The organism is Streptomyces niveiscabiei, assembly GCF_001419795.1.
GTDB classification, from domain to species: domain Bacteria; phylum Actinomycetota; class Actinomycetes; order Streptomycetales; family Streptomycetaceae; genus Streptomyces; species Streptomyces niveiscabiei.
Map to the genome: position 1 here is coordinate 1 of NZ_LIRL01000609.1, position 11,923 is coordinate 11,923.

The 11,923-nt window shown below is 73.5% G+C and carries 10 protein-coding genes; 5 read left to right on the forward strand and 5 right to left on the reverse strand.

Translation table 11 applies throughout. The features are described from left to right. Together ftsL and rsmH are read right to left on the reverse strand one after the other, a co-directional pair. A partial coding sequence (gene ftsL, locus AOK24_RS51230; protein ID WP_240554151.1) for a cell division protein FtsL occupies window positions 1–630 on the reverse strand: 630 nt, incomplete at its 3' end. A gap of 187 nt (window positions 631–817) precedes the next feature. Next, window positions 818–1,774 (reverse strand): 16S rRNA (cytosine(1402)-N(4))-methyltransferase RsmH, encoded by a 957-nt coding sequence (gene rsmH / locus AOK24_RS27915; RefSeq protein ID WP_079057024.1) that lies wholly within the window; start codon window positions 1,772–1,774, stop codon window positions 818–820. A 353-nt stretch (window positions 1,775–2,127) separates the two neighbouring features. Between rsmH and AOK24_RS27920 the strand changes: the two genes are divergently transcribed. The 4 genes from AOK24_RS27920 to AOK24_RS27935 all read left to right on the forward strand — a co-directional run bounded on the left by AOK24_RS27920 (window position 2,128) and on the right by AOK24_RS27935 (window position 8,526). Next, the gene (locus AOK24_RS27920) at window positions 2,128–2,679 is read left to right on the forward strand and encodes a beta-class carbonic anhydrase (RefSeq protein ID WP_055722819.1); all 552 of its coding nucleotides are present in this window, start codon (window positions 2,128–2,130) and stop codon (window positions 2,677–2,679) included. 242 nt (window positions 2,680–2,921) lie between these two features. Continuing rightward, window positions 2,922–3,935: an AAA family ATPase gene (locus tag AOK24_RS27925; RefSeq protein ID WP_055722820.1), complete on the forward strand. Its 1,014-nt coding sequence runs from the start codon at window positions 2,922–2,924 to the stop codon at window positions 3,933–3,935. Window positions 3,936–4,651: 716 nt separating this feature from the next. Continuing rightward, complete coding sequence (locus AOK24_RS27930; RefSeq protein WP_055722821.1) at window positions 4,652–6,028, forward strand: DUF58 domain-containing protein; 1,377 nt, start codon at window positions 4,652–4,654, stop codon at window positions 6,026–6,028. Continuing rightward, a complete protein-coding gene (locus AOK24_RS27935; RefSeq protein WP_055722822.1) occupies window positions 6,025–8,526 on the forward strand; it encodes a transglutaminase TgpA family protein in 2,502 nt (833 codons plus the stop codon). The genes AOK24_RS27930 and AOK24_RS27935 overlap by 4 nt, the downstream gene beginning before the upstream one ends. A 290-nt stretch (window positions 8,527–8,816) precedes the next feature. Here the strand turns inward: AOK24_RS27935 and AOK24_RS27940 are convergent, their stop codons facing one another. The 3 genes from AOK24_RS27940 to AOK24_RS27950 form a co-directional block, all read right to left on the reverse strand. Continuing rightward, complete coding sequence (locus tag AOK24_RS27940; protein ID WP_055722823.1) at window positions 8,817–9,209, reverse strand: DUF3040 domain-containing protein; 393 nt, start codon at window positions 9,207–9,209, stop codon at window positions 8,817–8,819. A 284-nt stretch (window positions 9,210–9,493) separates the two neighbouring features. Next, entirely contained in the window at window positions 9,494–10,312 is an 819-nt protein-coding gene (locus AOK24_RS27945) for a methyltransferase (protein WP_055722824.1), read from the reverse strand. A gap of 107 nt (window positions 10,313–10,419) precedes the next feature. After that, a complete protein-coding gene (locus AOK24_RS27950) occupies window positions 10,420–10,962 on the reverse strand; it encodes an SAV_6107 family HEPN domain-containing protein (RefSeq protein WP_055722825.1) in 543 nt (180 codons plus the stop codon). A 200-nt stretch (window positions 10,963–11,162) separates the two neighbouring features. Between AOK24_RS27950 and AOK24_RS27955 the strand changes: the two genes are divergently transcribed. Then, window positions 11,163–11,789 carry a TetR/AcrR family transcriptional regulator gene (locus tag AOK24_RS27955; protein WP_055722826.1) on the forward strand — a complete coding sequence of 209 codons (627 nt, stop codon included), beginning with the start codon at window positions 11,163–11,165 and terminating at the stop codon, window positions 11,787–11,789. Window positions 11,790–11,923: the final 134 nt, after the last annotated feature.

Here is an 11,923-nt window from a genome sequence, read left to right on the forward strand (position 1 = left end):
CGGCTCGTTCGCCTGGTTCGGCTCGTTCGCCTGGTTCGGCTCGTTCGCCTGGACGAGCGGCCGGGCGGGCTGGTTCGGCTGACTCGGCTGGTTCGGCGTCTGCCCCGTCCGGCCCGGCTGATTCGCCTGGGTACCGGGGGTCTGGCTCTGGCCGGTGGGGAGTTGGCCCGTCGGGAACCCGCCCGTCGCGTTCTGGTTCGTCGCGTTCTGGTTCGTCTGCGACAGCGTGATCGCCTCGGGGGGCCGTACGGACTCACGCACGTGGGCCCCGGAGGGCTGCGCGGCGGGTGAGGGGGAGCCCTTGACGGTGCCGTCGGGCTGGAGGAAGGCGGGGTCGCCGCCGGGGACCATGCCGAGTTCGCGGGCGCGCTTCTGGAGGGCGTCCGGCGCGGAGTAGGAGTCGATGTCCCGCTGGAGCGCCTGCTGTTCGTCGGTGAGGCTCTTGGTCTCCTTCTGGAGGTCGTCCATCCGGAACGAGCCCTCGCTGAGCGCGGAGTTGAGCACCAGCAGGCCGATCAGCCCGCCGCCCAGCAGGACGACGACCAGCAGCACGAACGGTGTCCGTCCGGCCTGCGCACCGCCTCCGGCCGGCAGCAGCCCGGCCAGTCGTCCCTTGAGTCCCGTTCTCATAGCGCCTCCACCCAGTAGGACGTCCGAAGCCTCCGCGAAGATGCACGAACCGGCCCGAGTCGCTCAGATGTGTGAATCCGCCTGCCCCGGGAACTCCGCGCGGCCCTCGCGAGTCCCGTCGCGGACTCCCCGTCGGGAAGCGGGCCACGCCTCCCCGGTCGGCCGACCGCCTCGGTCCCTGACCGGCTCACTCCACGTCCTCCCTGATGCGCTCGGCGCCCCGCAGCCGCGCGGGGGCGGCCCGGCGGTTCTCGGCGATCTCTTCCTCGGTGGGAAGTTCGGCACCGCGCGTGAGCAGCTTGAGCCGGGGCTGGTAGCGCTCGGGCACGATCGGCAGCCCGGGCGGCGCGGTGTTGGCGGCGCCGGCCGCGAACACCTGCTTGACCAGGCGGTCTTCGAGGGAGTGGTACGACAGGACGGCGATCCGCCCGCCCACGGCCAGCGACTTGACGGCCGCCGGGATCGCCCGCTCCAGCACGGACAGCTCGCCGTTGACCTCGATGCGCAGCGCCTGGAAGGTCCGCTTGGCGGGGTTGCCGCCGGTCCGCATCGCGGCCTGCGGCAGCGCGCCCCGGATCACCTCGACGAGCCGCGCGCTGTTGGTGAACGGCTCCTTCTCGCGCTCGCGCACGACGGCCGAGACGATCCGCTTGGCCTGCTTCTCCTCGCCGTACGCGCGCAGGATGCGCACCAGTTCGCCGCCGGGGTACGTGTTGAGGACCTCGGCGGCGCTGATGCCGGTCGTCTGGTCCATGCGCATGTCGAGGGGGGCGTCCTGCGCGTACGCGAAGCCGCGGCCGGCCTCGTCGAGCTGCATGGAGGAGACGCCGAGGTCGAAGAGGACGCCCTGGACGCGCGGGTGGCCGAGCCGGTCGAGGACGTCGGGGAGTTCGTCGTACACGGCGTGGACGAGGGTGGCGCGCTCGCCGAAGGGCGCGAGGCGCTCGCCGGACAGGCGCAGGGCCTCCTTGTCGCGGTCGAGGGCGACGAGGCGGGCCTCGGGGAAGCGCTCCAGGAGGGCTTCGCTGTGGCCGCCGAGCCCGAGTGTGCAGTCGACGACGACCGCTCCCGGCTCCTGAAGCGCTGGTGCCAGCATGTCCAGGCACCGGTGGAGCATCACGGGGACGTGTCGGCTGTTGCTCAAGGGGCCCTCTCAGTTACCGGCGGGGCCCGTACGTACGCGCCGCGCACGCGGGGAGACCACGAGCGGCCGGGCCGGGGTCCCACGGGGAAGTTTCTCGGGTTCGAGTCGGCAGGGAGAGCCTCCGCTGCCGCGCCTCCCGCTTCGCGTCACTTTAGTCCACGCTGTCTCACGGTCAATCAACCGGCCTGCGCGTCGCGGACCCTCACGCGCGGGTAGCCGCGTACGGCGAGAAATCACCCTTTGGGCCCCCACCTGCTCACTCTTGTGGCTTACCTCACACCGAGGGTGCGATGACCCTCATTTTCCTTTCTCACAACGGGACCGGAAGGCGGGTGACCAGTACCGTCATGGATATGACGACTTCCGCATCCGTATCGACAGACTCCGAAGGCGCCATACCTCACGGCGGCACGGTCACCGACCGGCTGGTGCAGGCGAACGAGCACTACGCCTCGGCGTTCACCGACCCCGGCATGGACGCCCGCCCGGTCCTGCGTGTCGCGGTCGTGGCCTGCATGGACGCCCGTCTCGACCTGCACGCGGCGCTCGGCCTCGAACTGGGCGACTGCCACACGATCCGCAACGCGGGCGGTGTGGTCACCGACGACGTGATCCGCTCGCTCACCATCAGCCAGCGCAAGCTGGGCACCAGCTCGATCGTCCTGATCCACCACACCGGCTGCGGCCTGGAACAGATCACCGAGGAGTTCCGCACCGAGCTGGAGGACGAGGTCGGCCAGCGTCCCGCGTGGGCGGTGGAGGCGTTCCGCGACGTCGACCAGGACGTCCGGCAGTCCATGCAGCGGGTGCGCACGTCTCCGTTCCTGCTGCACGCCGACGATGTGCGAGGCTTCGTCTTCGACGTGAAGACGGGTCTGCTGCGCGAGATCGACCCGGCCCACTAGCGCGAGCACCGCGAGTACGGGGTCCGCGCCCTGTCAACTTCCTGTCACCATTACCGGCAAAAGCCGCAGCCCAGGACATATCTCCGGCGGTTATCCACAGGCGAGTGACACGAATCGGTAACGGCGGCAAGAATGCGGTGAGGGCGCCGAGCCGAACATTCCGGGGGCGGCGTCCGTGATTCGGGGTGGGCCGGTTCGCACGACAGCGGCGGCCCGGAACAGTACGGGCCGAGGAGGGCCGGGTGACGACCTATGACGAACGAGCGAGCCTCACTGATCTGACCACCACCGTGGACAGGGTCCGCGGGTCGGTGGAGGGGGTGATCGAGGGCAAGCCCGAGGTCGTACGACTCGCGCTGACCGTGCTGCTCGCCGAGGGGCACCTGCTGATCGAGGACGTCCCCGGCGTCGGCAAGACCATGCTCGCCAAGACCCTGGCGCGGTCCATCGACTGCTCGGTCCGCCGTATCCAGTTCACCCCCGACCTGCTGCCCTCGGACATCACCGGGGTGTCCATCTGGGACCAGCAGCGCCGTGACTTCGAGTTCAAGCCGGGCGCGATCTTCGCGCAGATCGTCATCGGCGACGAGATCAACCGCGCCTCGCCGAAGACGCAGTCCGCGCTCCTGGAGTCCATGGAGGAGCGCCAGGTCACCATCGACGGGCAGTCGTACGAGCTGCCGAGCCCGTTCATGGTCGTCGCGACCCAGAACCCGGTCGAGATGGAGGGCACCTACCCGCTGCCCGAGGCGCAGCGCGACCGCTTCATGGCCCGCGTCTCCATCGGCTACCCGAGCCCCGAGGCCGAGCTGGAGATGCTCGACGTGCACGGCGCGGTGAGCCCTCTGGACGACCTCCAGCCCGTCGCGCACGCGCACGACATCGTCAAGCTCGTCGACGCCGTGCGCGGAGTCCATGTCGCCGAGGCGGTCAAGCGGTACGCCGTGGACCTCGTCGGCGCCACCCGCACGCACCCCGACCTCAGACTGGGCGCCTCCCCGCGCGCGACGCTCCACCTCCTGCGCGCGGCGAAGGCCACCGCCGCCCTCTCCGGCCGCGACTACGCCCTCCCCGACGACATCCAGTCCCTCGCGGTCCCCGTCCTCGCTCACCGCCTCCTGCCCACCGCCCAAGCCCAGCTCAACCGCCGCACCTCGGAACAGGTCGTCGAAGAGATCCTCCAGCGCACCCCGGTCCCGGCAACCCCCCAGCAGCAGCGCGACTACGGCCAGCCGTACGGCTCGCGGGGCCTGTGATGACGCCCGAAGGGGCACCGCCCGGCGGTTTCCCGACAGGGGACACACCGGACGGGCGGCCCGCGGGGGCCGGCGCCAGGGGGGTGCCGGGAGGCCCCGCGGGAACGCCGTCCGCCGGCTCCACGGGGCCGGCACACGGGCGGCACCCGGGCGGCCGGGCCGAGGCGGCGTTCGGCGAGCCCACGCGGCCGACGGGATCCCCGCAGCCCGGGCGCGCCCCGGGTGCTTCTGCGGGCGGTCGACCGGGGCTCCCGGGCGACCCGGCAGCGGCCGGTTCCTTCGGGCCACCGGCAGGCGGGCAGGCCACGGGAGCCGCATCAGGCGGGTACCCGCGACGGCCCGGCACTCCCCCGGGCAACCCTGCGGGGGCTGTCCCAAGCGGCCACCCCCGTCCGAGCGACCCCGCAGAGACCGCTTCGAGCGGCGCCCCCCGACGGCCCGGCACTCCGCCGAGCACCCCCGCTGGGAGCGCTCCGGACGGGTATCCCCGACGGCCCGGCTCCCCGTCGGCCGACTCCGCAGGAGCGGCGGCAGGCGGGCACGCCGCCGGGGTCGCCCCGGGCGGACACCCCCGGCGGCCTGCCGCCCCCTCGGCCGGCCCGGCGGGGGCTCCACCGGGTGGCTTCGCCGGGTCGGGCGCTTCGGGTGCGTATCCCGAACGGCCTGCCGGGCCACCGGCGTACGGGCCCGTGGGGGCGACCGCGCAGGGGCGGCCGGTGGGCGGTTCCGGTGCCTCAGGGAGCCGGGGTGAGGGCAAGCCGGGTGAGAAGGGTGGCGTGCGGACCGCGCTTGCCGGGCTCACCACGCGGGGGCGGTCGTTCCTCGCCGCCGGGATAGCCGCCGCCATCTGCGCGTACGTGCTCGGGCAGCCGGATCTGCTGCGGGTCGGGCTGCTGCTCGCGGTGCTGCCGTTGATCTGCGCGGCGGTGCTGTACCGGACGCGGTACCGGGTGGCGGGCAGCCGGAGGCTCGCGCCCGCGCGCGTGCCCGCCGGCAGTGAGGCCCGCGTGCACCTGCGCATGGACAACGTGTCGCGGATGCCGACCGGCCTGCTGATGCTCCAGGACCGGGTGCCGTACGTCCTCGGCCCGCGCCCCCGCTTCGTCCTGGACCGCGTCGAGGCGGGCGGCAGGCGCGAGGTCTCCTACCGGGTCCGCTCCGACCTGCGGGGCCGCTACCCGCTCGGCCCCCTCCAGCTGCGCCTGTCCGACCCGTTCGGCATGTGCGAACTGACCCGCTCGTTCTCGTCGTACGACACCCTGACCGTGATCCCCCGCGTCGACCCCCTCCCCCCGGTCCGCTTCAGCGGCGAGGCCAAGGGGTACGGCGACGGCCGCCAGCGCTCGCTCGCGCTGGCCGGCGAGGACGACGTGATCCCGCGCGGCTACCGCTACGGCGACGACCTGCGCCGCGTCCACTGGCGCTCGACGGCCCGCTACGGCGAGCTGATGGTCCGCCGCGAGGAACAGCCGCAGCGCGCCCGCTGCACGGTCCTGCTGGACACCCGGGGCATCGCGTACGACGGCGTCGGCCCGGACGCGCCCTTCGAGTGGGCGGTCTCGGGCGCGGCGTCGGTCCTGACGCACATGCTGGAGCGCGGCTTCACGGTCCGCCTGCTCACCGACACCGGCAGCTCGGTCCCCGGCGAGGGCACCGAGGGCTTCGTGGGCGGCGGCGAGTCCGCCGAGGCGGCCGGCCTGATGATGGACACCCTCGCAGTGGTCGACCACTCCGACGGCGCGGGCCTCTCGCGCGCGTACGACGTGCTGCGCGGCGGCAACGAGGGCCTCCTCATCGCGTTCCTCGGCGACCTGGACGAGGAGCAGGCGGCGGTGGCCGCGAAGATGCGCCAGCGCAGCGGAGGAGCGATCGCGTTCCTCGTCGACAACGACTCCTGGAGCCGGGAGGCGGGCCGTGAACCGAACGGCGGGTCCGAACCGATGAAGGGTCAGGAAGAGCGGCTGAGGATGCTGCGGGACGCGGGCTGGACGGCGGTGAGCGTCCCGAGGGGCGCCTCGCTGGAGGACCTGTGGCGCCAGGCGGACCGCGAGCGGTCGGGCGTGGTGGGCACGATCGGAAGGACGGGATCATGAGCGGGCGCGCGAGAGTGACGCTGTGCTCGGCGGCGGCCACGCTGATGGCGGCGACCGCCCTGCTGCCGCTGGTCGACCGCAGCTCGTGGTTCCTCCAGGCGGTGCTGCTCCTGCTGGTCCAGTCGGGCGTGGGCGCGGCGGCCCGCCGTATCCCGCTGGCCCGGCCGCTGACGGTGGCGGCGCAGGTGCTGGTGACGGTCCTGCTGCTGACCCTGGTCTTCGCCCGCGAGCAGGCCCTCGCGGGGATCGTCCCCGGCCCGGAGGCGATCGCGCGCTTCGCGGACCTGTTCCAGGCGGGCGGGGACGACGTGAGCCGGTACGCGATCCCGGCCCCGCTGTCCGACGGCATCCGGCTGATGCTGATCGGCGGGGTCCTGGTGATCGGCCTGCTGGTGGACACCCTCGCGGTGACGTTCCGCAACGCGGCCCCGGCCGGGCTGCCGCTGCTGGCCCTGTACTCGGTGGCGGCGGGCCTGTCCGAGGGGGGCTCCGACTGGCTGTGGTTCCTGGTCGCGGCGGCCGGCTATCTGATGCTGCTGCTCGCCGAGGGCCGCGAGCGGCTCTCCCAGTGGGGCCGCGTCTTCGGCGGCGCCCCGCGCGGGCCCGGCGGTCCCGGCGCGGCGGAGGGCCCGGTGGCCCCGGTGCGCACGGGACGGCGGATCGGCATGGCGGCGCTCGGCGTCGCCCTGGTGGTGCCGCTGCTGCCGATCCCCGCGATCCAGGGCGGCCTGCTGGACAGCACGGGCGCGGGAGTCGGCGCGGGCACGGGCGGCGGGGGCACGATCTCGGCGGTCAACCCGCTGGTGTCGCTGCGCGACAGCCTGAACATCGACCAGGACCGTACGGTCCTGACGCTGCGGACGAACTCCAACGACCTGTCGGACATGTACCTGCGGATCGTCTCCCTGGACGACTTCGACGGCACGACCTGGCGCCCGTCCCGCAAGCGCATCCAGGAGGTCCCCAAGAACTTCCCGACGCCGGTGGGCCTGCGCTCGGACGTGAAGCGGGCGGAGGTCACCACCCAGGTCACGGCCGCCGACTGGTACGCGCAGGACTGGCTGCCGATGCCCTACCCGCCGAGCGGGGTGCGCATCGCCGGGAACTGGCGGTTCGAGCCCGAGGGCATGACCCTCGTCGGGGACCACGGCCAGAACACGCGCGGTCTGACGTACCAGGTCAACAGCCTGGAGGTGCAGCCGACGGCGGAGCAGCTCGCGGCGGCGCCCGAGGCGCGCACGTCGATCCTGGGCGACTACACGGAGGTGCCGTCCTCGCTGCCGTCGGTGGTGTGGCAGCAGGCCCGGCAGATCACCCGGGGCGCGGAGACGGACTACGCGAAGGCGGTCGCGCTCCAGGACTACTTCGCGGTGACGGGCGGCTTCCAGTACGACACCCAGGTCGACGTCGGGACGGGTCCGGACGCGATCGCCACGTTCCTGCGGGACAAGCAGGGCTTCTGCGTCCACTACTCGTTCGCGATGGCGGCGATGGCCCGGACGCTGGGCATCCCGGCGCGGGTCGCGGTCGGTTTCGCGCCGGGCACCCCGCAGGGGAACGGCACGGTCGAGGTGAGCCTGAAGGACGCGCACGCGTGGCCGGAGCTGTACTTCGAGGGCATCGGCTGGACCCGGTTCGAGCCGACGCCGACGCGGGGTTCGACGCCGTCGTACACGCTGCCGGACTCCGCGGACCCGGCGGCTCCGGTGGTGCCGGAGAGCTCGGCGTCGGCGAGCGCGGCGCCCTCCGCGGCACCGTCCGCGAGCGCGAGCTGCTCGGCGGTGGAGCGCAAGGAGAACGGCTGCGCGAGCGCGCTGCCGGTGGACTCGGCGACGGGCGGCGGCGGGGGCACCCCCTGGTACAAGGTGGCCTGGTGGTCGCTGCTGGCCGTGCTGGTGATCGCGGTGCCGTCGCTGCCGATGCTGTGGCGGCTGCGCAGGCGGTCGCTGCGACTGGCGTCGGCGCGGCACGCCGGGGCCGGTCCTGGCGGGGACCGCGCGGGGCCCCAGGGCGCGGTGGGTGATCCGCTGGCGCCGGGTGAGGATCCCTCCGTGCGGGCCGGTGAGGCCGCCGTCGCGCATGTCCTGGCGGTGTGGCGGGAGCTGACGGACACGGCGTGGGACTTCGGCATCGCGCCGGACGAGGCGCTCACGCCCCGGCGGGCCGCCGAGCGGATCGTCGAGCTCGGCGAGCTGGAGGAGCCCGCGGCGCGGTCCGTGCACCGGGTGGCCGGCGCGGTGGAGCAGGTCCTCTTCGCACCGCACCCGCGCGCGGAGGCCGGCCTGGCGGACGAGGCCCGTGCGGTCCGCGCCGCTTTCCGTGCCCGCGCGACCTGGCCGGTCCGCCTGCGCGCCCTCGTCGCCCCCCGTTCCGCCGTCCGGGCGATGTGGGACCTCATGGACCGCTGGACGGCCACGAAGGCGTCCTGGGCGACCCGCTGGGCCGGCCTGGCACAGCGGGCGCCGTGGGCCGGGCGGGGGCAGCAACAAGGAGGCTGAGAGGCGCGGGAAGGGCCGCCGCGGGGTGTCTCCGGACACCGCGCGGCGGCCCTTCTTTTCGGCTGCCACCCGGCTCGGCTGCCACCCGGCTCGGCGGCCACCCGGCTCGGCGGCCACCCGGCTCGGCGGCTCCCCGGTTCGGCTGTCACCCTCCTCGGCGGCTTCCCCGCTCGCCTGTCACCCGGCTCGACCGTTCCCGGCGCCATCCGGCGCACATGGCTGAGGGGGCCACCCCATCGGGTGGCCCCCTCAGCCGTACGTGTCAGAAGCTGCGCGCTACGCGCCTCGGGTCACTGGCCCTGCTGCTCGTCACGGCGGCGCTGCCAGCGCTGCTCGATGCGGTCCATCATGGAGCGCCTCGACCGGGGCTGGCGGGCGTGGGGGCCGCCGGGCGCGGGCTGCTCGCCCGGCTTGGGGGCCTTGCGCCAACCGGTCACGGCGAGCACGGCGCATCCCAGCATGACGAGGAACCCGACCACGCTGAGCCAGACCTGCTGGGCGACCATACCGGCCATGAGGAGCGCGATACCTACGAGGAAGCCGGCGACCGCCTGGTAGACCCGTCGCCGGGTGTACGTCCGCAGCCCGCTTCCCTCAAGCGCTGTCGCGAACTTGGGGTCTTCGGCGTACAGCGCTCGCTCCATCTGCTCAAGCATTCGCTGCTCGTGCTCAGAGAGCGGCACGGCGTCCTCCTCATCGTGCAGTCGCCGGGGCGACCCGGGGGTCCCTTCAGGATAGGCAGGGAATCGCCCCCGTGAAACCCGCCCCTCTACGCCAATTGGCCAACCAGAACCCGTCAAGAGCGTCCCGGCTCGCTGAGGCTTCCATTCCCCGGCGGCCGACCCGTCATGCCGGACGGTCTCCCTCGATCATACGGCGCACGGCGCCGTAACGGAGGGCCTGTGGCGTACTCCATCACGGCCGGGACCATGATCAAGCCAGGGTCAAGGGGGTGTAAAGGGACCGGTCAGCTCGCGCGGGTCTCGCCGAGGACGTGGAGCTGGGTCGCCACGGAGTGGAAAGCGGGCAGTTCCGCCGCCGTCTCCTCCAGTTTCAGCAGGGCTTCCAGCGCGCCGGGCTCGGTGTCGACGAGGACGCCGGGGACGAGGTCGGCGAAGATCCGTACGCCGTGTACCGCGCCGACGGCGAGGCCCGCGCCCTCGACCAGTTCCGTGAGCTGTTCGGCCGTGAAGCGCCGGGGGACGGGATCACCCTCGCCCCATCGGCCACTGGGGTCACCGAGCGCGTGCCGGGCCTCCTTGAAGTGCCCGGCGAGCGCCCGCGCGAGGACGGCGCCGCCGAGGCCGGCCGCGAGGAGGCTGAGGACGCCCTCGGGGCGCAGCGCGGCCACGGCGTTGTGGATGCCGTCGGCGGGGTCGTCGACGTACTCCAGGACGCCGTGGCACAGGACGGCGTCGTACCCGCCGCGCTCCACGACGTCGAAGAGGCCGCCCGCGTCGCCCTGCACGCCCCGTACGCGGTCGGCGACGCCGGCCTCGGCCGCGCGGCGCTCCAGGGCGAACAGGGCGTTGGGGCTGGGGTCGACGACGGTCACCCGGTGGCCGAGCCGGGCGAGCGGTACGGCGAAGTTGCCGCTGCCGCCCCCGGCGTCCAGCACGTCGAGGGACTCCCGGCCGCTGCCCTTGACCCGGCGCTCCAGCGCCTCCTGGAGCACCTCCCACACGACGGCCGTGCGCAGTGACGAACGCGGCCTCGCCGGATCGGTCCCCAGCGCCCCGGTCTGCGGACGTTCCTGCGGGGCGGGCGAGCGCGACGGATCCGACACGGCAACTGACTCCTAGACGCGGCCCCGCCGCGTTACCCGGCGGAGCGGACGGACACCCCCGAGGTGAGGGCTTCGTGCGCGTCCACCCTATTGCCTCGGCCGTGCCGTCAGCCCGCGTGCGGGTAGTCGTGGTCGCCTCCCGGCGGGTTCTGGCGCGGCAGGACCGGCTGGACGGACAGCAGGCGCTCCACCAGGCGCACGAACATCGCGACGTCGCGTATGAGGTCGTCGGCGTCGCGCGGGGACGCGGCGCCGACGATGCCGGCCTCGGCGCGGGCCCGGCGGGTGGCGCCCGCGGCGAAGTGGGCGCTCCACTCGGCGAGTTCGGGGGCGATCTCGGGGAGGAGCTCCCAGGCGCTGCGGATGCGGGCGCGGCGCCGGGGCGTGAGGTCGGGCCGGGCGCGGGCCGCGAGGACGGCAGCGGCGGTGCGCAGCGCCGCGAGGTGCGCCGTGGCGTACCGCTCGTTGGGGGTATCGAGGACGGCGGCCTCGTCCAGCCCTGTGCGCGCCTGCGTGAGCAGGTCGAGGGCGGCGGGCGGGGCCGTGGTCCGGCGCAGGACGGGGTGCACGTCGCTCGCCGGGCCGTTCAGTGAGGGGGCAGGGCCGGTGACGCTGTGCCGGTGAGTGGCTGCCGCGCGGTTGCTGGCCATGACGAACCTCCTGTCGTCTGGGTGACGGCACTGTGGCCGTATGTGCCCATCGTGAGGTATGCCACTGACAATCCGTTCTGACCTGGTCTTTTACCTCGGTCAGGAGTTCGACCATCGCTTCGGGCCGCCTTTCGCGTCCCGCCTTCGCCGCGATCTTCGAACCGGTCCCCCGGCGCTCCCGTTCCTGTGAGAATCGATGCATGGAAAGCAGCACCACGTCGGGCGGTGGCACCCGCCGCGAGGCCACTCGGCAGAAGCTCTACGAGGCGGCCGTCACGCTCATCGCCGAGCAGGGGTTCTCCGCCACCACGGTGGACGAGATCGCCGAGCGCGCGGGCGTCGCCAAGGGCACCGTGTACTACAACTTCGCCAGCAAGTCCGTCCTCTTCGAGGAGTTGCTGCGACACGGCGTGGGCCTGCTGACCGCCTCCCTGAGAGAGGCGGCCGAGCGCTCCGCGCGCGCGGGCGGTACGCGGGTCGACGCGCTCGACGCGATGATCCGCGCGGGGCTCGTCTTCATCGACCGGTATCCCGCGTTCACCCAGCTGTACGTGGCCGAACTGTGGCGCACGAACCGTGCCTGGCAGTCGACCCTCATGGTCGTGCGGAAGGAGGCGGTGGCCGTCGTCGAGGACGTCCTGCGCGCGGGCGTGGAGGAACGCGAGTTCGCGGACGACATCGACGTACCCCTGACCGCCGCCGCGCTCGTCGGGATGGTGCTGGTCGCGGCGCTGGACTGGCAGGCGTTCCAGCCGGAGCGGTCGCTGGACGAGGTCCACGCGGCGCTGTCGCGGCTGTTGCAGGGGCGCGTGAGCGGGCGGCTGTAGGCGTACGGGACAACAGGGGCGTACGGGCACTGGCGCCCGCGTACGACGAAAGCGCCGGTCCGACGTGGCCGCGTCCCCCGCGGGCCACCGTCGAACCGGCGCTTCCTCTTGCTCCCCCCCGTTTCCCCCTGTTC

Bases quoted from the DNA above. Each gene is read 5' to 3' on its own strand.
- AOK24_RS27920 (WP_055722819.1), top strand. From the start codon at position 2,128: ATGACGACTTCCGCATCCGTATCGACAGACTCCGAAGGCGCCATACCT.
- AOK24_RS27935 (WP_055722822.1), top strand. From the start codon at position 6,025: ATGAGCGGGCGCGCGAGAGTGACGCTGTGCTCGGCGGCGGCCACGCTG.
- AOK24_RS27950 (WP_055722825.1), bottom strand. From the start codon at position 10,962: ATGGCCAGCAACCGCGCGGCAGCCACTCACCGGCACAGCGTCACCGGC.
- AOK24_RS27955 (WP_055722826.1), top strand. From the start codon at position 11,163: ATGGAAAGCAGCACCACGTCGGGCGGTGGCACCCGCCGCGAGGCCACT.